This window comes from Streptococcus parasanguinis ATCC 15912 (genome assembly GCF_000164675.2).
In the GTDB taxonomy this organism is placed as follows: Bacteria; Bacillota; Bacilli; order Lactobacillales; family Streptococcaceae; genus Streptococcus; species Streptococcus parasanguinis.
This window is the reverse complement of record NC_015678.1, coordinates 1,749,135-1,769,113: the sequence shown is the minus strand read 5'-3', so window position 1 is coordinate 1,769,113 and position 19,979 is coordinate 1,749,135. Positions and strand designations below refer to the sequence as shown.

General features: G+C 42.2%; 16 protein-coding genes and 2 pseudogenes. 2 read left to right on the top strand and 16 right to left on the bottom strand.

Annotated features, from left to right (window positions below; genetic code table 11):
* Positions 1-253: 253 nt before the first annotated feature.
* Positions 254-2,743: a penicillin-binding protein PBP1B gene (pbp1b, locus tag HMPREF0833_RS08255; RefSeq protein ID WP_041818409.1), complete on the bottom strand. Its 2,490-nt coding sequence runs from the start codon at positions 2,741-2,743 to the stop codon at positions 254-256.
* A 182-nt stretch (positions 2,744-2,925) separates the two neighbouring features.
* On the opposite strand from pbp1b, the gene tyrS reads away from it, so the two are divergent.
* The gene (gene tyrS, locus HMPREF0833_RS08250; protein ID WP_003004779.1) at positions 2,926-4,182 is read left to right on the top strand and encodes a tyrosine--tRNA ligase; all 1,257 of its coding nucleotides are present in this window, start codon (positions 2,926-2,928) and stop codon (positions 4,180-4,182) included.
* A gap of 62 nt (positions 4,183-4,244) precedes the next feature.
* On the opposite strand, the gene HMPREF0833_RS08245 is transcribed toward tyrS, so the two are convergent.
* The 5 genes and pseudogenes from HMPREF0833_RS08245 to HMPREF0833_RS08225 form a co-directional block, all read right to left on the bottom strand.
* The gene (locus HMPREF0833_RS08245) at positions 4,245-4,658 is read right to left on the bottom strand and encodes a DUF3021 domain-containing protein (RefSeq protein ID WP_003019129.1); all 414 of its coding nucleotides are present in this window, start codon (positions 4,656-4,658) and stop codon (positions 4,245-4,247) included.
* Between the two features lie 9 nt (positions 4,659-4,667).
* The gene (locus HMPREF0833_RS08240; protein ID WP_041818408.1) at positions 4,668-5,123 is read right to left on the bottom strand and encodes a LytTR family DNA-binding domain-containing protein; all 456 of its coding nucleotides are present in this window, start codon (positions 5,121-5,123) and stop codon (positions 4,668-4,670) included.
* Positions 5,124-5,141: 18 nt separating this feature from the next.
* Positions 5,142-5,984 carry an ABC transporter permease gene (locus HMPREF0833_RS08235; RefSeq protein WP_013904476.1) on the bottom strand — a complete coding sequence of 281 codons (843 nt, stop codon included), beginning with the start codon at positions 5,982-5,984 and terminating at the stop codon, positions 5,142-5,144.
* Positions 5,984-6,850 (bottom strand): ABC transporter ATP-binding protein, encoded by an 867-nt coding sequence (locus HMPREF0833_RS08230; RefSeq protein ID WP_013904475.1) that lies wholly within the window; start codon positions 6,848-6,850, stop codon positions 5,984-5,986. The genes HMPREF0833_RS08235 and HMPREF0833_RS08230 overlap by 1 nt, the downstream gene beginning before the upstream one ends.
* Before the next feature lie 127 nt (positions 6,851-6,977).
* Positions 6,978-7,121, bottom strand: a pseudogene (locus tag HMPREF0833_RS08225) (winged helix-turn-helix transcriptional regulator); the annotation flags it as partial.
* 37 nt (positions 7,122-7,158) lie between these two features.
* On the opposite strand from HMPREF0833_RS08225, the gene HMPREF0833_RS08220 reads away from it, so the two are divergent.
* Positions 7,159-8,013: a methyltransferase domain-containing protein gene (locus HMPREF0833_RS08220; RefSeq protein ID WP_013904473.1), complete on the top strand. Its 855-nt coding sequence runs from the start codon at positions 7,159-7,161 to the stop codon at positions 8,011-8,013.
* A 377-nt stretch (positions 8,014-8,390) separates the two neighbouring features.
* Here HMPREF0833_RS08220 and HMPREF0833_RS08215 read toward each other — a convergent pair whose 3' ends face one another.
* The 10 genes and pseudogenes from HMPREF0833_RS08215 to HMPREF0833_RS08170 form a co-directional block, all read right to left on the bottom strand.
* The gene (locus HMPREF0833_RS08215) at positions 8,391-8,954 is read right to left on the bottom strand and encodes an NAD(P)H-dependent oxidoreductase (protein WP_013904472.1); all 564 of its coding nucleotides are present in this window, start codon (positions 8,952-8,954) and stop codon (positions 8,391-8,393) included.
* Entirely contained in the window at positions 8,954-9,547 is a 594-nt protein-coding gene (locus HMPREF0833_RS08210; RefSeq protein WP_013904471.1) for a TetR/AcrR family transcriptional regulator, read from the bottom strand. Before HMPREF0833_RS08210 ends, HMPREF0833_RS08215 begins: the two co-directional genes overlap by 1 nt.
* 197 nt (positions 9,548-9,744) lie before the next feature.
* Positions 9,745-11,048, bottom strand: a pseudogene (locus HMPREF0833_RS08205) (response regulator transcription factor).
* A 10-nt stretch (positions 11,049-11,058) separates the two neighbouring features.
* Positions 11,059-12,705, bottom strand: a complete 1,647-nt coding sequence (locus HMPREF0833_RS08200) for a sensor histidine kinase (protein ID WP_013904468.1) — start codon at positions 12,703-12,705, stop codon at positions 11,059-11,061.
* A 2-nt stretch (positions 12,706-12,707) separates the two neighbouring features.
* Positions 12,708-13,319: a YesL family protein gene (locus tag HMPREF0833_RS08195; RefSeq protein ID WP_003019096.1), complete on the bottom strand. Its 612-nt coding sequence runs from the start codon at positions 13,317-13,319 to the stop codon at positions 12,708-12,710.
* A gap of 170 nt (positions 13,320-13,489) precedes the next feature.
* A complete protein-coding gene (locus tag HMPREF0833_RS08190; protein WP_013904467.1) occupies positions 13,490-14,971 on the bottom strand; it encodes an ABC transporter substrate-binding protein in 1,482 nt (493 codons plus the stop codon).
* 79 nt (positions 14,972-15,050) lie between these two features.
* Positions 15,051-15,983 (bottom strand): carbohydrate ABC transporter permease, encoded by a 933-nt coding sequence (locus tag HMPREF0833_RS08185; protein ID WP_003004100.1) that lies wholly within the window; start codon positions 15,981-15,983, stop codon positions 15,051-15,053.
* A gap of 13 nt (positions 15,984-15,996) precedes the next feature.
* Positions 15,997-16,926, bottom strand: coding sequence for an ABC transporter permease (locus HMPREF0833_RS08180; RefSeq protein ID WP_003019179.1), 930 nt, complete (start codon positions 16,924-16,926; stop codon positions 15,997-15,999).
* A 226-nt stretch (positions 16,927-17,152) separates the two neighbouring features.
* Positions 17,153-19,033 carry a beta-N-acetylhexosaminidase gene (locus HMPREF0833_RS08175; RefSeq protein ID WP_013904466.1) on the bottom strand — a complete coding sequence of 627 codons (1,881 nt, stop codon included), beginning with the start codon at positions 19,031-19,033 and terminating at the stop codon, positions 17,153-17,155.
* Positions 19,027-19,896, bottom strand: a complete 870-nt coding sequence (locus HMPREF0833_RS08170; RefSeq protein WP_013904465.1) for an ROK family protein — start codon at positions 19,894-19,896, stop codon at positions 19,027-19,029. Before HMPREF0833_RS08170 ends, HMPREF0833_RS08175 begins: the two co-directional genes overlap by 7 nt.
* Positions 19,897-19,979: the final 83 nt, after the last annotated feature.

Below are 19,979 nucleotides of genomic sequence, written 5' to 3'. Positions count from 1 at the left end.
AGAGCTGTCTCTTCCCCTCATTTGTCATTTTTGTAATTTTTAGAAAAATTAAGTTTCTGTAACAAGCTATAATTTTCCCTAAAAATAGACACAAAAAGAGCAGCTAAATCGACTTATTCAAGTAAGATTTAACTGCTGTAAGCTCTTATTTGGACAATATTTCAAATAAAGCACACGACAAATTAGTTGTAACTATTATATCGTTTTTTCCTTCAAAAATCAAGACTTTCACTAGGTTTTCTACTAGATCAGACTAGCGCCGATTGTCACGATTTGAGCTGTTTCGATTTGTAGAATTATTGCTTGAATTGCTACTACTTGAACTACTGCTTGTTTCACTACTATTTGTATTATTATTTCGGTTATTAGTGTTTTGATTGCCACCAGCATTACCTAGAATAGCCGCCCAAGCGTTCTGATAATCGCTGTCAGAACCTCCAATCGCAAAATGATACTGAGTGGTTGGAGCTCCATTTTTTGCCCAAAGGCTGGTTACCATTTGACCACTCACATCGACATCTCGACCATTCACATTGACGCGGCCTGGTTTTTCACCAGTCGATTTGAGTACTTCAGAACGGATCACACTCTTGTCGAAAGTGAATTTGTCTTGGACACCCAAAAGACTCGGATCTGCTTGATAGATCGCATTCACTAATTGTGCCATATACTGAGCATTATTGTTATATCCTGTTAGTGCCTGCATGGAGGCATTGTTGTCATGACCAATCCACCCTCCTAGAGAGACAGTTGGCGTGGACAACATCAACCACATATCCCCATTTGAATTAGTGGTACCAGTTTTTCCAATCCAGTCAGCACCAGCCAGCGTTGGATTGACTTGACTAAGCCGTGATTTGAAGGTTGTGGTTGCCCCAGATGTGAGCACTCCACGTAAGAGATCTTGCATAATCGTTGCCGTTGCTGGAGAGTAGACACGAACAGGATCTGCTTCATGCTTGTAGACCACATCCCCATCCCGATCAATAATTTGCTCTACCATGTAACGCTTGAGGTAGTTTCCATTATTGGCTATGGTCTGGTAACCATTGGTATGTTGAGCAACAGTGACCTCAATGCCCCCACCCATCGGCAGACTCTCAATTCCGTATTCAGAGATATCATAGCCCATCTTCTTCATGTAAGAGGGAACATCCACCCCTTTTTCACGTAGGGTTCGGTAGGTCCAATAGGCTGGGATATTCCATGAAGTATTGAGAGCCTCACGAAGATCCATCATGGCCGTTCCTCGGTTATCTACGTGCATGATCGGTTCGCCACTTGAGAAATTAGTTGGGTAGTTAGAAAGGATACTATTGCTTCCCATCAAGCCTTGGTCAATGGCAATCCCATAGGCCAACAGCGGTTTGATAGTCGACCCTGGTGAACGTTCAGTATCAAAGGCATGGTTGTTTTGGTTGCCATCAAAATTACGTCCACCGATAAAACCTAAAATCGCACCGGTTCGATTGTCCATGAGGACATTCCCAACTTCTACAAGTCCCGTTCCATCATCCAAGATGTTTCCAAAATTCGCCACTGCAGCCTGCATCGCATTGTGAACCGGTTTGTTAATGGTTGTTTGAATGGTGTAGCCACCTTCACGCAACTCACTTTCAGCTAATTTTTGATAAGACTTAACCGTCTCATTATTTTTCAAGTCTTGCTTGGTCACATTGTCTCGTTTGATCAAGTAATCATACATGGCCTCTTTCGCCTCTTTCATGGCTTGGAAATAGAGGTAGTCATGTGGCGTTTTCTCGATGCCATCCGAAGCGATGAAGTCTTTGGTCAAATCATACTGAGCATAGGTTTCGTAGTCTTTTTTCGATAAGACTCCTGTCCTGTACATATTGAACAAGACGTCTTTGGCACGCGCCAAACCTAACTCTAGATTTTCCTTACTCTTTAGGCTACCGTCTGCAGCATAAGGGGAGTAGACAATCGGACTTTGTGGCAGCCCTGCGATAAAGGCCGCTTGTGGAACGGACAGGTCTTTCGCAGAGACTCCAAAGATCCCTTGAGCCGCAGCTTCCACACCCGCAATGTTTTGTCCACGATTGTTTCGTCCAAAAGGTGAAACATTTAAGTAAGTGGTCAGGATTTCGTTTTTATCCATCCCTCGCTCTAAGGCAAGGGCGTCGACAATTTCTGTCGCCTTACGAGTAAAGGTCGGAGCGTCTCCGACGACTTGCTGTTTGATCAACTGCTGGGTCAAGGTCGATCCCCCACTAGAGGAGCCAACGCCGGCTACAGATCCAAGCGTCGCCCGAAGAACGGCTTTGGGCACAACCCCCTTGTGGCTTTCAAAATTCTCATCCTCAGTAGCAATCACAGCCTTTTTGACATTGTCTGAAATAGCATCTCCAGCTACTGGTGTGCGGATCAAATCACTGTCTACTTCTGAAATCAAACTCTTATCAGAATAGGTCAGTTTTGAAACGCTACTAACATTACGCACCTGCTGGACCAATTCCTCTGTCTTCGGAGCCTTAACATTGTTAAAGAGACTCGCAGCATAACCAATCCCGATCCCTGCACCAAATAAAAAGAGGCAAATAGAAAGGGCAATCATGACATCCCACAAGAGTTTGAGGGTCCGTAAAGAGGTCGCAAAAATATCACCAATAGACCAACTGCTCTCTTCTTTTTTTTCCTTATTTGGAGTTTCTGTATACATATTTGCAAAGAATTTTTGGACTTTCTTCCAAAAATCTTGCAACTTCTCTTTTAATTGATTCACTGATTCTTTCTCCTTGTTCCCTATATTATAGCAGATTAGGCCCTTTGTTTTCAATCACAAGAGCGTAGAAATCGTCACTCACTCTTCTTGGATAAGATCAAGAAAATGATGGAAAGCATTGCCATTTCTGTGGTTTATGGTAGAATAGAGAAATGAATAAACTTATAAAGGAGAAAAGACACATGCACATTTTTGATGAGCTAAAAGAGCGTGGTTTGGTATTTCAAACGACGGATGAAGAAGCCTTGCGCAAAGCACTGGAAGAAGGTCAGGTTTCTTATTATACTGGTTATGATCCAACTGCTGACAGCCTTCACCTTGGCCACTTGGTTGCCATCTTGACGAGCCGTCGTCTTCAATTAGCAGGCCACAAACCTTACGCGCTCGTTGGCGGTGCGACTGGTCTCATTGGAGATCCGTCCTTCAAAGATGCTGAACGTAGTCTCCAAACAAAAGAAACTGTTCAAGAATGGGTTCGCTCCATTCAAGGGCAATTGTCTCGTTTCCTCGATTTTGAAAATGGGGACAATAAAGCCGAAATGGTCAACAACTACGATTGGTTCGGAAGCATTAGCTTTATTGACTTCCTTCGTGATGTCGGGAAATACTTTACGGTCAATGCTATGATGAGTAAAGAATCTGTTAAAAAACGGATTGAGACAGGGATTTCTTACACAGAGTTTGCCTACCAAATTATGCAAGGCTATGACTTCTACGTCCTCAACCAAGAGCACAATGTAACCCTTCAAATCGGTGGATCTGACCAATGGGGAAACATGACAGCCGGTACTGAGTTGATGCGTCGTAAAGCAGATAAAACTGGTCATGTTATGACTGTGCCTTTGATCACAGATGCAACTGGTAAGAAATTCGGTAAATCAGAAGGCAATGCGGTCTGGCTCAATGCAGACAAAACATCTCCATACGAAATGTACCAATTCTGGATGAATGTGATGGATGCGGATGCTGTGCGCTTCTTGAAGATCTTCACATTCTTGTCACTTGATGAGATTGAAGAGATCCGCAAACAGTTTGAGGCTGCTCCTCATGAACGCCTAGCTCAAAAGATCTTGGCACGTGAAGTGGTCACCCTTGTCCACGGCGAAGAAGCCTACAAGGAAGCCCTCAACATCACAGAACAACTCTTTGCAGGAAACATCAAAAACCTTTCTGTCAAAGAACTCAAACAAGGCCTTCGTGGTGTGCCAAACTACCAGGTCCAAGCAGAAGACAACCTCAACATTGTTGAACTCTTGGTCACAGCTGGTGTGGTCAATTCTAAACGCCAAGCCCGCGAAGATGTTCAAAATGGAGCTATCTACGTCAACGGCGAACGCATCCAAGACCTTGACTATGTCTTGAGCGATAGCGATAAATTAGAAAATGAATTGACCGTTATCCGTCGCGGTAAGAAAAAATACTTTGTTTTGACTTATTAAGAAAGTAAAACCACGAAGTTTGGTATGAACTTCGTGGTTTTCTTATACACTTTTTTCTGGGACTATTTCCCTTTTCTGCGATGCAACAATGCTTGGTTGATTCGTTGAGTTTTTTTATGGAGTTGCCAAATCTGGTACAGCCAGATCAGGCCGTAAATGGCTAGAAAGATCAACCAAGGAATCGGGCTCCGTAAGGCTGCCCCCCAGCCAAAAAATAAGTAGGTCAATGCTAAGATGGTAGCTGTCACAACTAAATGCAAGGCCACACGCAAACTATAGGTCAAAAACTCTTCTTCCTCAAGAATGAACGTCAAGACTCCCATTGTTCCACTCATTAAAAAGATCGCCAGGATGTTGCGGGCATTTACAGCGGGATAGACGATGTTGGTATAGAGATGGGATAATAACACCAAACACAAATAAAAGAAGGAACCTGTCCTCATACCAGATACAAAATAAGCTATAACTCGTTTCATCACTTTCTCCTATACCCCTAAATAATCCATCAAGGATTTGACATATTTCCGACTGACACTTGATTTTACTCCGCGTGTCAGTTTAGCCATCATATTGCCTGAAAAACTATCCGATAGCGATTCCAAATGGTCGATATTCATCACCGCGTGGCGTGATATCTGTAAAAAATTACGACGATTAATCCGATGTTGAAACTTTGTCAAAGTATCTCTGACGGTGAACGTTTTGTCTGTCGTATAAATGGTTAGCTGATTCTTATCAATCTCGGCTAGAATAATGTCATCAATTTTCACCATGATTAAATGATCATCTGTTTTGATAGGAATCACTACTTGATTCACTGTCGAAAATTGTTCGAGGTAATCCATCACCTCTCGTGCTTGATCAGATAATTGCTTGGCTTGAATGACCACACAGGGGTTGTTTTCTGGAATATCCTGTTTTTCCTCAAAACGAATCTTCATTCCTACTCCAATTCTCACTTACTTTCTTTTATTCGATCTTTTTGCTAAGGAAATCCAAATCCTCAAAGCTAGAAGAATGCCTCCTAACACTATAAGGTATGTTTGTTCCTTTGTCAATAAAGCTTGCCATTTCAGCTGAACACCCATTTTTTCTTGAAATTCTTGAAGAAGATTATCTTGACCTTTAAAGGTCTCACTTAATGCTTCTTTCATGAGTACTTGCCGATAAAGTGATGCAATATAAGTTGCTGGAGTGCACTTCATTAGTAATTGTGCAAAATCAGGTAGAACACCTAAAGGTACATAAGTCCCTACCAAAAAACCAGAAGCTGTACCCACTATGGTCGCAAACTTTCCAAGACTATCTACGGATTGGAAAAAATAAACAAAAATGGCATTCACTAAACTAGAAAGCAGGCTACTAAACAGCATAATAAGGAGCACTTCAGGTAATAGAGATAGGGATGGAACTTCTCTAAAATAGCCACACATCAGCACATACATAAAGACTTGCATGAAAAAAGAGATGATGATTGCGCTCGTTAGATACGAAAATGGTAACCGCCACTTCCCTTGATCCGATAAATAAAGATCCTGATCTACTTGACGTTCACGGTCCTTTACCAACTGAGTCAGGGCAGCCAGACTCGTCGTAATCCCTGTCACAGCCAGCGTCCCACTCATTAACCAATTATTTAACACAGGACCACTATTGGGGAGCTGAGCCCAAGCATCTGTTAGATTTTTTTGAAGAAAAATAATATAAAGAATAAAGGAAATCAAGGCTCCCAACAGGGAGAAGAAAACTCCTGAACGATTCCTGAAGTACAATAAAAAATTTCGCTTTAGTAAGGTTAGCATTAGCGAACCTCCCTTCCTGTAAGTGCAATAAAGGCATCATCCATGGTCCCTGGACGAAACTCAAAATGGGCTATTTTATCTCTAACTTGTGCCAGATAATCAATGGCTTCCCTTTCACTCTCGGGTTGAAAAACATATTCTAATGATCCCTGTTGTTCTACTGACATTCCTGAATTTTCAGGACTTTCTATCTGCTGCATCTCCTTGAAACGAATCTTCAAGATGTTTTTTGCATACTGGCTCTTAATATCTCGTGCTGATCCCTGAGCAATCACTTTCCCATGGTCCACAATATAAATCTGATCAGCTTCATCTGCCTCGTCAAGATAATGCGTGGTCAAAACAACAGTCATTTTCTCTTCTCTCTGCAATTGATAGAGCAAATCCCAAATAGACTTCCGGGTTTGGATATCCAAACCTGTCGTTGGTTCGTCTAAGAAAAGAATGTCTGGTTGTGAGAGCAGAGCACGCGCAATGTCAACCCGACGCTTTTGGCCACCTGAAAGCGTCCCGTATTTCTGCTTTTGGAAAGCTGATAGGCCTAGATGATCAATAAGATCAGACACATGATTTGGTTTTATGCCTTTGTACTGTCTGGCACGAATGGTCAGATTTTCTCTAACCGTTAGCATCTCATCTAAGACACTAGTCTGGAAGACCACACCAATTTTAGTACCTGGTTCATAGATGATTTCACCTTGCGTTGCTTGTTTCAAACCAATCAACATGGAAATCGTAGTTGATTTCCCCGCCCCATTTGGTCCTAGAATCGCATTAAACGTTCCCTTTTCAAACTGTAAGTGAATATTGTTTACGGCTAAATGATTTCCATACTGTTTGCTTATGTTTTTAGCTTGTAATATCATGTTCTCTCTCCTTTTGATAGAACCAGTCTAGCAAAAAAGCCGTTTAAAAAACGGCTTTTGGGGCTAAGTGGTTAAAATGAAGAGATGAGTGGCGAGATAGAAGAGATTAAAATGAGGAAAAAATTTATTACAACCATTCTTTTCCCCATTGATTCAAGTCCTTTAAAATCGGCATCAGTGACTTACCTTTTTTTGTCAGCTCATATTCTGTATGGAGTGGCATAGACTCAAAATCATATTTCTCAACCAATTGGAGCCTCATTAAAGCATCGGTTGCTATCTAGAGGCTCTTTTGTTACACTACTAATATGAATACACCGATTAAACCAAAATTACAACGATTTCAAACAGCCACTGCTTTTGCCTGTCCCATCTGTCAATTGGACCTAGAACTTGTGGGGACCAGTTTTAAATGTCCCAAGGGCCATTCTTTTGATTTAGCGAAATTTGGCTATGTCAACCTGGCTCCCCAGATCAAACAATCGAAGGACTATGACAAAGAAAATTTCCAGAATCGCCAGCTAATCTTGGAAGCAGGTTTTTATGAGCTGATTCTAACAGCGATCGGACAAAAAATTCCGACCAGTGATGCCAGAATTCTAGATATCGGTTGCGGAGAAGGCTATTACTCCCGAAAGTTACAAGAAGCCTATCCCAAGGCTACTTTCTATGCCTTTGATCTTTCCAAGGAATCTGTGCAACTAGCTGCCAAGAGCGACGCTAGCTGGAAGGTCAATTGGTTTGTAGGAGACTTGGCTCATCTACCCATTCAATCCAAGAGTATGGATGTCATTTTGGACATCTTCTCCCCGGCTAATTACGCTGAATTTGAGCGTGTCTTAAAGGCTGAAGGTGTCATCATTAAGGTCGTTCCAACCTCTTCTCATCTAAAAGAAATTCGTCAGTTGGCCCAAGATCAATTGACCAAGCAGTCCTACTCCAACCAGGAAATTTTGGTGCACTTTGAAGACCACTGCCAGATCCTCTCATCCGAAACGGTCAGCCTCACCAAGAGTTTAACTCCTGAAGAACGCCAGGCGCTCCTCGCCATGACCCCTCTTCTATTTCACGTAGACCAAGAAAAAATCGACTGGACCCAACTCACAGAAATCACCATTGAAGCTGAGCTACTGGTTGGGAAAATCAAGATACAAAGGACGTAGCGGATAAAGTCAAAATAGGGTATTCGATGCAGAATCATTAGATTCTAGGAGGAGACATCTTTACAAATCTAATAAAATCCTAAAAAAGTTCATTCGTTAGAATTATCCAATCATCTACTGAAACTTTCCGCCGTGAGGAAAGTACCTGAAACACATTTGTTTCAGGTACTCGGAATTATTGAAACCTTAGGTTCAATAATTAGTCGTGGTACTTCCTGGATTGCTGAAATCATCCACTGGATAATTTCACCTAACGTCCGTACTCACCTAAGGAAAGTTTCTAAGAAGACTTTATCTTCAATTAAAAGGCTGAGACAAATCGTCTCAGCCTTTTACTCATCTTCTGCATGCTCTGTCATGACTTGTAAAGCACTTTTTTAAATCCTTTTGGCTATTTGTGCGATTTTTTCGAGTTCTTCTTTCCGTTGACGATCACTCATATACTCCACTCGTGTAACTTGTGTCACTTTAACCGGTTTAATACCACAGGGTTTCAAGATTTGGGATTTTAGAACCTTTGCGTAGTCTTGAGAAAAAGGAAGAAACATTTTTGGCGTATTATGCGTCGTAATGATCCACGCTTTTCCATCTAGTTGCCCCACCGGACCTCGAGGTCCATTCTGATAAGCAAAACCTGCAACAAAAACACGATCAATAAAACCTTTTAAAATAGCTGGCATTCCACTCCACCAAGTAGGGAAAATAAAAATCAACTGATCCGCCCAACTCAATAAATCTTTATACGGTTTCATGTCTTCATTATGCTGTAAATCTCTCCTTTTATGCCTTTCATCAAAACGTAAAACCGGATCAAAGTTTTCTTTATATAAGTCTACTATTTTAACCCTATGCTCTGGTGCTAAATGCTTTTGCACAGTTTGAAGGATTGATGCATTATAACTTGTTTCATTCGGATGTGAATAGATTATTAAAACATTCATCAGCTATCTCCTTTTATATAAATATCAAGCATCGTTCTGACGGTCTTTTGAACATCATTCTCTTTAAAGCTTTCTCCAACGGGACTCCTTACCAATAGAGCCAAACCAGCAATAAAACTCCAAAAATGGATCAAAATTTCTGCGTCACTACTAGAAAGATATTCCTCATCTTTAAGTCTTAACGCTACCGACTTAAAATGTTCAAATCCTGGTAAAGAGGAGTTGACTGAAATAGTTTCCTGGGATAGCTCCAAATAGTTATATGGAAATTTGATAAATAATGCTTCAAATAGATAGGTTTCTTCTTGGGCAAACCTTACAAAGTTACAGCCCATCAGAGTTAGTTGAGTTCTTGCATCTATGGAAGTATCAATCCCTTGTATCATATTTGTCAAAAAAAACATTGATAAGTGTTCCATAACCACTTGAATATATCTATCTTTACTTCCAAAATGCTTATAGGGAGCTCCATGAGTCACCCTACATTTTTGAGCTATTGTACGCATAGACATCCGGTCAATCCCGTTAGTTCTGATTTCTTCAATGCCGACCGAAATTAACTTTTCTTTCAGTTCTTCCGTATTCCGTTTCATTTGACCACCTTTCCTTACCAAAGTATACGCCGTCTACTTTTTATAAAGTATACATTGTCTACTTATATTTGTCAAATAAAAAAATACTCAAAACTTAGCTTCAGAGTCTCTAACCTTCTGTTCCGTACTCACCTAAGGAAAGTTTTTAAGAAGACTTTGTCTTCAATTAAAAGGCTGAGACGATTTGTCTCAGCCTTTTACTCATCTTCTGCATGCTCTGTCATGACTTGTAAGCGATAGGTTTTAGGCGATTTTCCACAGAGTTTACGGAAAACCTTGTAGAAATAGCCTACATTACTGTAACCGACTTTATAGCAGATATCTTCAATGCTGTCATTGGTCGATAAGAGGAGCTGCTGGGCAGCCTTAATCCGCTGTTTGTTGAGGAGTTCTGCGAAAGTCGCATTGGTTTCTCGTTTAATCAATTGGCCTAAATAGACTGGATTGATAAAGAGAGCCTGACTGATGTCCTTGAGTGACAGCTCTTTTTGGTAATCACGGCTAATCACTTGGAGGACACTCGCTACATTTTCATTCATCCGATAGTGGGATAAGAAACGTGACAACTCTTCCTGGATAAAGCCAATCATCTCGCTAAAGGTGGCAGCATCATGGACTTTCTTAACCACATCGGCCAAATCATCTCCTTGCAGGTATTCAAACAAATGAAAGACATCCATCAAAAATTGGATAAAGAGCTGCTTGGTCAGTGAAACCTTAGGTGTCTTCTCAAGGATCATTTTTTCTAACCAGTCCAGTTCTTCTAAGATCTGTTGGATATTTCCTTGCATGATCACCCGGTAGGCCGGTTCGTAGTAATGAAGACCTCTTCATCTTGATTGAGAGGGATCGCCCCATAAAAGAGGCTCCGCTCTACTAGGTCCTTAAATTGATGAAAGTGCTCCTTATACGGAGGCTCAAAGGCCTTCTCAATCATGGCTTCTTCTTCTTGATCTGAGATAAAGAGTTGAAGATTTTGCCCTAGAACTTGGTAAGACGAGCTGATAAAACCTTTTTTCTCCTTAGCAACCCCAATCCACAGTGAATTCCGGTCTGCGATATACCGACAAAACTCTTCCTCAGAGATATCATCGTGAATCAAACGGTTGGCCAACTCTTGGCTTGGTTGCTGGATTTGGTTCCGAATTTTTTCTAGGATATTGCCCATCTCCACCTTATTGACAGGTTTGAGCAAGTAGTCTGCCACGCGCAAATTGAGGGCTGTTTTGACATATTCAAAATCCTGATAGCCTGACATAATGATAAAAGCAACATCTGGCATCAAATCCTTCATCTCTGCAATCATCTGAAGTCCGGTCTTGCCAGGCATATTGACATCCGTGATCACCACATCCACCGGATGCTCTCGCACATAATCAAGAGCCTGGTCTGCATCTTCAGCAGTTGCGACCACTGCCATATTCCAGTGGTCAAAGGGGATTAATTTTTTTAACCCTTCTGTAATCATATACTCATCGTCTACTAATAAGACTTTGTACATTCTGTCTCCTTTATTCATCTTGAATGGTTATCGTATAAGTCACTCCATGGTGAGGTTGGGAGAAGACATGGATATGGTAGCGATCTCCAAAATAGAGTAGCATGCGTTCATGGACATTGACAATTCCGATGGACTGCCGGCCACTCTTTTCTTCGATTTCTGAGCGTGGATTGCGATTGGCTAGTATCTCTTGAATTTTTTCTAGCTGTTCTTCTTCCATCCCACGCCCATTATCACTAACCAGGATCATGACTTGCCCTTCTCCTTGCAAGACTTTGACACTAATCACATTATCCTTGCGTTTGTGGTCCACCCCATGTGCAAAATAGTTCTCAACCAAAGGCTGGATAGTAAATTTTGGAATCTTCATTTTTTCCAAGCCTGGATCGATCTTAAAGCCATAGGCAATCGATTTTGGATAACGCACCATACAGAGGTAGCTGTATTTGCGGCAAAATTCGAGCTCATTTTCAACTGTCGTCACTCGCTCATCTGAGATATTATTGCGCAAGAGACTACTAAACTCATAGATAATATCGCCCAATTCATCCTGCTCTTGCATGACGGCGTACATCCGGATAAATTCCAGTGTATTGTACATGAAGTGGGGATTGATCTGGGCTTGTAGTGCCCGCATATTGGCATCTTTTTGGCTGAGCTGTAGCTGGTCGATATCCCGAATATTCTTATCCATATTGTCTAACATGGTATTGATCATATTACCAATAACCAGCAGTTCTTGGTCCTTGGTCGAGGTATCAATCCTTCGTTCACTATCGCCTTGACTGATCAGATTCATGGTATCGACCAAATCGAGGACTTGACGCCGGTAATTTTTGAAAATCTGACCTAATAACAAGTAAAGGATCAAGAAAATTAGGAAAGCAATAGAGAGAAAAGTGGTCAGGTTAGCTAGACCCTTTTTGACCAGATAACTTTCAGAAACAGCTACATCCACCTTGTAGCCATAGATCGTGCTACGGGTTTGCCATTTAATATCCTTCGATTGTCCCTTATCCCCTTCATGGTACATCTCTTTCCCAAAGGGCGTAAAGATCCGCACAGCGATTGGAAGATCGCCTCTGGCATTATCAATCGTTGCCGTCAAAATTTCCTGGTCCAAGGTCATATAAGCAATCCCAACTCCGGCTCCCGTTGTCGGGTCTGTCAAAGGAACCGGAATAGCTGTCACAGGAGCCTTGTAATGGTCCGCTGAGACCTGCTTGCCCCCCTTCGATTGCCGTGTGGAGACAAATACCGTCTTGTAATCAGACAAGGTGACATCGATGCCCTCTATGTTTTTATTGCTCAAATAGAGGCTATCAATATTCTTATGTAGAGACAACTGGATATAAGAAGGGAATTGGGCATTCAATCGCCAAGTCTCATATTCCGATGGCGTCAAGGTAAAATAGCGATAAACTCCTTCTAATTTTGCAGGGTTTTCAACGAGACTACGGCCTTCTTGTGTAACCCGCTGATAAGAGGTCTCGAGATCCGTCACGACTTCGGTCAAAACCCGTTGGGCGATCCGATCTGCATCAGCTTGCTGGTTTTTCCAAGAGATCCCCGCGACGACCAGGCCCATGATGGTCAAAATGGCCACCATGACATAGGCGTAAAATTTTAAAAGCGTACTTAACCAGATTCTTTTCATCGTTAGGATACCAATTTTTCGTGGATATTTTGATAGACAGGGTCAAAGATATCATTGACAAAGAAATGCCATACACCGATCAAGACGAAAAAGAGAAGGGCTGGCATATAGTAGCTAATGACGCCAAGTAGCGCTGTTCCAAGGATGAGCTTCAGAACTGGACGAATATCCAGCAACATTCCGATCAAACTGAGCTTGATACTGTTGGCATAAGAGAGATCGAAATGAACTTGCAATTTCAAATAAACGGCATAAGCTAAAGGCGCAACCAAGAGGAAAACCAGATTAAACAAGAGAACCAAAATTTGGAAGAAATTCAAGTGAGGAATCTGGATCATGAGATACATGCCATAGAGGAGAACCCCTTCAATCGCAAAGAAGGTGTAAAAGACTTGATTGGCTGGGACCAGATTTTCTTTGAAGAGTTCCCAAGCGCGTGACCAGTGATAGTCTTTGTAAGACATGCCATTTTCTGCATAGAGGCTCATAACTGTGGTGCCGGCTGGTCCTACTCCTAGCAGAACACCCCCACAGATCGTCAAAACCCAAAAAATCCCTGTTACCAGCATAGCAACATAGACTCTCGTAAAAATGAACTCAATGATTTTTCCCATGTTTCAGCCTCTTTTCCAATTAGTCATTCTATTATATCATAAAAATAAAACGCTTTCCTCAAATTTGCATTCTTCTATTGAAATCTCAATTTTCATTTCCAAGATCTGTTTTCATAGAGGAGTGAAAAGGCCTTGGAGACAGCCCCAAAGCCTTTTCGCACTACCTGTTCTTATTTTTTAGAAGCAAGGAATTCGTCGTATTGTTTTTGCATTTCATCAAGTACTTTTTGGTAAGCACCTTCTGATTTCAATTTTTCAAGCATCTTAGGAACTTCTACTTCTGGATCCACAGTACCAGTATTGATCGCACCTGCGAATTGGTTCAAAGTATTTGTAAGAGCTGTGATTTCTGATTTCACTTTATCTGTGTTAAAGATGAAGCCAAGTGCTGGGGATTCTTTTGCAGTTTCCAAATCTTTCTTAGATTGTGCAATTTGTTCATCTGTTACGTTTTCGTTGATGTAAAGAATCCAGTTGTTACCAGTGTTCCATCCAGACATGTGAGTGTTTCCGTTGTAGCCATCCAAGACTTTGACACGGTTTTCTTTGCCGGCAACTTTTTCCCAATTCTTGCCTTCTGGTCCATAAACAAGGCCGTTCAAAAGTTCTGGATCAGTGTTCAAGAGGTTCAACACTTCCATGGCTTTTTCTTTGTTCTTAGAGTTGTTTGAGATAACAAAGTTAGCTACTTGAGTAGTGTTGTTCTTCTTGTAAAGTTCAGTAAATGGTTTGATGTCGATCTTACGGTTTGCTACACGAGTAAGCAAGCTGTTACCGTAGTCAGCTGGTCCTACTGTTTCTTCACGAACCAACCATGTATCTTGAGAAAGATCATAACCAGTGTCGCTAGTTGCTACGTCTTTTGGAATGTATCCTGCTTCGTAGTATTTGTGAAGAGTCTTCAAGTTTTCTACATAACGTGGAATTGTATAACGGTCAACGATCTTAGTGGTGTCACCTTTCAAGTCAACTACGAATGGAAGTCCATCAACAGCCACATAGTCGAAGTCATCTGAAGGTCCACCGTAGCTCTTGTTCATTGCAAATGGAACAACGTTTGGATCTTTTTCTTTGATGGCTTTCAAGACTGGTTCAAGGGAAGCATAGTCTTTCACGTTTGAAACGTCGATACCATATTTTTCAAGAAGTGGTCCGTTGAAGGCAAAGTTTTGAGAAGATGCAACGTTAGCTGCTACTGGAACAGCATAGATCTTGCCGTTTACAGTATTCCCTTTGATGTAAGCTGGGTCAAGTGCTTTGTAAAGGTCTTTCCCTTCTTTCTTGTACAATTCTGTCAAGTCAGCATAAGCACCTTTTTGAGCGTTGATCACGTAGTTATTAGCAAAGGCGATATCATAGTTTTCACCAGATGAGATGATAACGTTCATTTTTTGTGCGTAGTCACCCCAACCAAGGTATTGGATATCCAATTTTGCGCCGACTTTCTTTTCAATGATCTTGTTGGCATTTTCTAACAAGGTATCCAAGTTATCTGGTTTGTCACCGATTTGGTACATCTTGATGATTGGTTTCCCGTCTTCAGTTGTTGCTGATTTCTTGTTGTTCCCTGTAAGGTTTCCACAAGCAGCAAGAGTAGCTCCAAGAGCGATGACACTAGCAGATGCTAACGCGTATTTTTTCCAATTTTTCATAAGAAAAATCTCCTTTATGTTATTTTCTTTATAGACTAAGTTATATGTTGAAAATTCTGTTGATTTTCAATGAACGATTTTATTCTTTCACACCACCGATGGTCAAGCCTTTTACAAAGTAGCGTTGGAAGAATGGATAAAGAATGGCGATTGGCACTGTTGCCACAACCACCATGGCCATACGTCCCGTTTCCCGTGGGATGGATTGTACAGCTCCTGCCAATTGGCCGGATACCCCGACGTTTTTAGCGATGTAATCCATATTGTTTTGGATTTGCATCAAGAGGTATTGCAATGGGTAAAGGTTGTCACTCTTAATATAGAGGAGGGCGTTGAACCAGTCGTTCCAGAACCCTAAAGCAGTGAACAAACTGATAGTCGCAATCCCTGGTAGAGACAATGGCAAGCAGATTTGGAAGAAGATCCGTGTTTCACTTGCCCCATCGATCCGAGCGGATTCAAGGATGGCTTCTGGAATGGTCCGTTTAAAGAAGGTCCGCATCAAGATGATGTTAAATGGACTGAGCAACATTGGGATAATCAAAGCCCCGATGGTATCACCCAACTGCAAGAGTTGAGTGGTCACAATGTAGCTTGGAACCAACCCTGCACTAAAGAGCATACTAAGGAGTGAAAATACGGTAAAGAACTTGCGGTATTTAAAGGTACTCCGTGAGATAGCGTAAGCATAGGTCGTTGTGATAAAGACATTACATGCTGTTCCCACAATGGTCACAAACAAGGTAATGAAGAGGGCTTGCAAGATTTTGTCTTTGAACTGTACCAAGAAGAGGTAACCATCAAATCCAAATTTTGCTGGCCAGAATTGGAATCCATGGACTGCCAAACTTTGTTCGTCTGTCAAAGAGATCATGACAACGAAGATGAAGGGAAGCACACAGGTCAAGCCGACCAAGGTCAACAACAAGGTAAAGAAGAAGTTGCTCTTCTTACTGAAAGAATGGATCCCGACATTATCAATTTTTTCTTTTTGAATGGTTGATTTTTTCATACGATCCTCCTTTCTAGAAGAGAGCGGAATTCTTATCAATGCGGCGAGCAAAGATATTTGAGATCAAAACAAGAATTAAACCGACAACCGATTGGTAAAGACCGGCTGCTGCTGTCATCCCGATATCCCCTGACTTGGTCAAACCGTTGTAGACATAAACATCAATAACGTTGGTCACGCTATAGAGCGCTCCAGCATTATGCGGGATTTGGTAGAAAAGACCGAAGTCTGCGCGGAAGATATTTCCGACTGCAAGAATGGTCAAAACTGTAATCAAGGAAGACAACTGAGGAATGGTGATGTTGCGAATGCGTTGCCACTTAGACGCACCATCCACGGTCGCTGCTTCATAGAAGGTTGGATCGATTCCCATGATGGTTGCATAGTACATGACACTGCTATAACCAAAGCCTTTCCAGATTCCTAAGAAGAGGAGAAGCGCTGGCCAGATCCACAATTCCGAATAGAAATTGATGGCTTTCATACCAAATGAAGCTAAGATGTGGTTGACCAATCCTTTGTCCACGTTAAGGAAGGCATCGGTGAAGAAGCTGATGATAACCCATGATAAGAAGTATGGGAAGAGCATGGAGGTTTGAAGCACCTTGACCACTCTTTTTGATCTCAACTCACTAAAGATGATGGCAATCCCTACGGAAACAATCAATCCTAAGAAGATAAATCCTAAGTTGTACAATACCGTGTTTCTTGTAATAATGTAAGCATCTTTGGAACTAAAGAGGAACTTGAAGTTGTCAAAGCCAACCCACTTACTCTTCATGACACTGTCGATGAAGCCCTCTCCCGTAATATGATAGTCCTTAAATGCTACGATATTTCCAAAAACCGGAATATAGAAGAATAAGATTAACCACGCTGCACCAGGTAAGACCATTAAAAGAAAAATGAAATTTTCTCTCAGAGTCCTTACAAACTTTTTCATCTAACTCCCCCCTTTGAGCATTGAGCGTGTTTTTCGCTTTGGTAGCGTTTACATCACCTATTATAAGATAGCCCGTTTACATTTTCAAACTCCTAATTATAGAAAAAATTCTACAAATTTATGACATAGCTTTAAAAAAAGAGTAGAAAAGGGTGATCGTAAGTACAATCCCTCTTCTACTCCTATCGACCGTGGATGAGATATCTGTCATCCAACTTGGCATTCTTTACGTTGTATAAATGGTCGAAGCAGTCGCAATGGTATGCCATTGATTAGCCGTTGTGGCTGCGAAGTCCTGATCTCCGTAGAAATCGTTGAATGGCAAGATTTCTACTTCTAGTTCATCGATACATGTGATGGAACCAGCTAGATAGTCTTCAATCCGACTTTCTGCTCGCTTGATCCGTTGCAAGAGTCCACCCATCCGGATATCTACGGTATCCAAACCAAAGACCTTGTTTTCTTTCAACCATTGGTGGCTAAAGAGAGCATGGAAGTTTTCAATCTGGCTTCTTAATTTTGGCAATTCTTCTCTAGCAATTTGTCGCAAACTCTCTTTATCACCTGCGTGATAGGCCTCACGGATGCGTCGACCTACATCCACTTTACTACTTAAAATAGCATTCAACTGAGCCTGGGTCTCAAAGAGATAGGCGTAAACACCAGCTTTTTCTTTAATGTCAGAAAGAATCTCAGCTGCCTGGGCAAAGTGTGGTTTGTCCTGTTCAGGAGTCATGTGCTTGTCAAGGATTGGACAGAGGACATCCTGATAAAAGACATAGCGGTTGGGGTTGATACCATGTATATTACCTGGTAGGTCTGGCAAGAGGTTGGCTAGATCCAGCTGCATGAAGTCCTCAACTGAGAGGCCTGTATTGGTCTTGAAATGAGTAGATAAACGCTCTAAATCATTGCGGTAGCTGAGTTCCGCCCAGATTTGCAGACTTGGTAGAATAGAGAACTGGGCTGTTTCCCCACCATTATCTGCCCATCCCGTCACGATGACTTCCTTGATCTGGTTGGCACGGCAGGCTTTATTGGCTTCAATAGCTACTAAGCGACTAAATTGGTTGTGGGGCGTAAAACCAATCCACTTCCAGGCACCACCAGCAAAGGCAATATCCTGACTAATCTTATGGTGATTACGGAAGTTTCGGTTGTATTTTTCCTCGCTATCTTGATAATAATCCCAGTAAACCAAGGTCACACGGTCTTTGAGACGGTCAAGGTAAACACGCGTTTCTTCTGGAATTTCCACCTCACGGTCGTACTGGCCATCTGCTGACATGAGCTTGAAGAACATATCGCTCCACATCTGGCAGTGGAAACCGTACTTGTCCGCAATATCCAGCACGCGCTCCAAGTGTTGACACATAAGGAGACTACGGTCCACAATACCGTTCAAGATAAGGTAGCGTCCCAAACCAACCAAGTGGGCTTCATCCATCCCGATGTTGACCTTGCGAGTTTGTAGTTTAGATAACGTCGCAAACATACCGTCAATCAGGTCGTAGACTTTTTCTTCACCGATGAGGAGGATATCTTCTACATCGCGGAGTTGCTGCACTTCCTTGACACCCCATTTGACAAAGGCTGATAAGTGAGCCAAGGTTTGGATGCAGGGGACAAAAGTCATGTCAAACTGTTGGGCGTAGCTTTCGATTTCCTGTAACTCTTCAGCAGAATAAGCTCCACGGAAATAACCAAAGTAAGGTTGCCCCTCGATTTGATAGGTGTCTTCCATGTAAAGCTCAAAGGTTGAGTAGCCCATGAGAGCTAGAACTTCGATCATCTGCTTGGCTGATGCGACATTGATCACGGCATTGCGCGAACAGTCCGCCATATAGGCTAAATCTTCATAGGCCGCCTGCTCTTCAATCTCTACCTTGTCCCCTTCTGCTAAAGCTGTTGCTAGCACAGATAAAGCACGGTAGAGTTGATGAGGTTTACGGTAGGTCAGTTGATACTGCCCCTTCTCACCCTTGATAGAGATAGAAGCTTGGTCAGACTGAGCGACTGCCACTTCTACATCTGGTAGAGAAATGTGATTGTTTAATACTTCGATAGATTGGGCTTGTTTGGGACTAAGTCCTGTAAAAGTTACCATTGGTTTTCCTCCTGTAACCAGTTCACAAGGGCACCGTAGAGATTGGCATCTGCCTGATAGGTGCAAGCTTGAATCACTGGAGCAATTGTATATTCTTCATATCTGTCCACAAAGGCGTCCACTGCTTTTTGAACCCCTTTGATAAAATCTGGATTCTGACTGATAGAGCCACCCAGGCTAATGACATCTGGGTCGATGAGATACTGGATATTGAGCAGTCCTTGGGCTAGGTTGCGATTCATGCGCTCAATAGCTTCTTGGCAAAGGGCATTGCCGGTTGCCGCCTCTTGGTACACCTTGCGGCCATCCCAGTCAGACTGACCAGATTTTTCAATGACATAGCGCACCATATTTCCTGTTGATGCTAGTTGTGACCAGTTATTGAGCTTTGCTGCAGGTTCGATGGTTGTCATGTAGCCAAACTCACCGCCCAAGCCATGACGACCACGGTGAAGCTTGCCATTGATAATCATAGCCCCACCGATTCCTGTACCAATGACGACACAGGCTGCATTTTCAATCTCAGGATGAGCTAAGAGTTCACTCAGCCCAACGCAGTTGGCATCATTTTCTAGATGGACAGGGAGCTTATGATGAGAAAGAGCCTCATACCATGAAAAACCATGGATGTAAGGAATGGCGCTGATCCCCTCAATCACCCCTGTTTCTTGATGAACGGCTCCTGGCACACTCATGGCAATCCCACGGTAGTCACGTTCTGACAAGCGTTGATCCAACCAAGCCAACAAATCTTCTAGAGTTTCTGGAGTTGGGGTGCTGGCCTTATCTAAAATCTTTCCATCAGGAGTGAGACTAGCAAACTTAATCCCAGTCCCTCCGATATCGATCGTTGCAATGGTCATTGCTTTTACCTGTAAAAAGGAGCGAGTCAGCAGTCGGTTCTTACTTTTTCGCTCCTCCTTTCCTTTTATTGTTTCTTCAGCTG

What these genes read in the sequence shown, in the direction of transcription:
- HMPREF0833_RS08185 (WP_003004100.1), bottom strand. Translation starts at nt 15,983, where the DNA reads ATGAAAAAATCAACCATTCAAAAAGAAAAAATTGATAATGTCGGGATC.
- HMPREF0833_RS08235 (WP_013904476.1), bottom strand. Translation starts at nt 5,984, where the DNA reads ATGCTAACCTTACTAAAGCGAAATTTTTTATTGTACTTCAGGAATCGT.
- HMPREF0833_RS08245 (WP_003019129.1), bottom strand. Translation starts at nt 4,658, where the DNA reads ATGAAACGAGTTATAGCTTATTTTGTATCTGGTATGAGGACAGGTTCC.
- HMPREF0833_RS08180 (WP_003019179.1), bottom strand. Translation starts at nt 16,926, where the DNA reads ATGAAAAAGTTTGTAAGGACTCTGAGAGAAAATTTCATTTTTCTTTTA.
- HMPREF0833_RS08195 (WP_003019096.1), bottom strand. Translation starts at nt 13,319, where the DNA reads ATGGGAAAAATCATTGAGTTCATTTTTACGAGAGTCTATGTTGCTATG.
- HMPREF0833_RS08190 (WP_013904467.1), bottom strand. Translation starts at nt 14,971, where the DNA reads ATGAAAAATTGGAAAAAATACGCGTTAGCATCTGCTAGTGTCATCGCT.
- HMPREF0833_RS08230 (WP_013904475.1), bottom strand. Translation starts at nt 6,850, where the DNA reads ATGATATTACAAGCTAAAAACATAAGCAAACAGTATGGAAATCATTTA.
- HMPREF0833_RS08240 (WP_041818408.1), bottom strand. Translation starts at nt 5,123, where the DNA reads ATGAAGATTCGTTTTGAGGAAAAACAGGATATTCCAGAAAACAACCCC.
- HMPREF0833_RS08220 (WP_013904473.1), top strand. Translation starts at nt 7,159, where the DNA reads ATGAATACACCGATTAAACCAAAATTACAACGATTTCAAACAGCCACT.
- HMPREF0833_RS08170 (WP_013904465.1), bottom strand. Translation starts at nt 19,896, where the DNA reads ATGACCATTGCAACGATCGATATCGGAGGGACTGGGATTAAGTTTGCT.
- HMPREF0833_RS08210 (WP_013904471.1), bottom strand. Translation starts at nt 9,547, where the DNA reads ATGAAACGGAATACGGAAGAACTGAAAGAAAAGTTAATTTCGGTCGGC.
- HMPREF0833_RS08200 (WP_013904468.1), bottom strand. Translation starts at nt 12,705, where the DNA reads ATGAAAAGAATCTGGTTAAGTACGCTTTTAAAATTTTACGCCTATGTC.
- HMPREF0833_RS08175 (WP_013904466.1), bottom strand. Translation starts at nt 19,033, where the DNA reads ATGGTAACTTTTACAGGACTTAGTCCCAAACAAGCCCAATCTATCGAA.
- tyrS (WP_003004779.1), top strand. Translation starts at nt 2,926, where the DNA reads ATGCACATTTTTGATGAGCTAAAAGAGCGTGGTTTGGTATTTCAAACG.
- HMPREF0833_RS08215 (WP_013904472.1), bottom strand. Translation starts at nt 8,954, where the DNA reads ATGAATGTTTTAATAATCTATTCACATCCGAATGAAACAAGTTATAAT.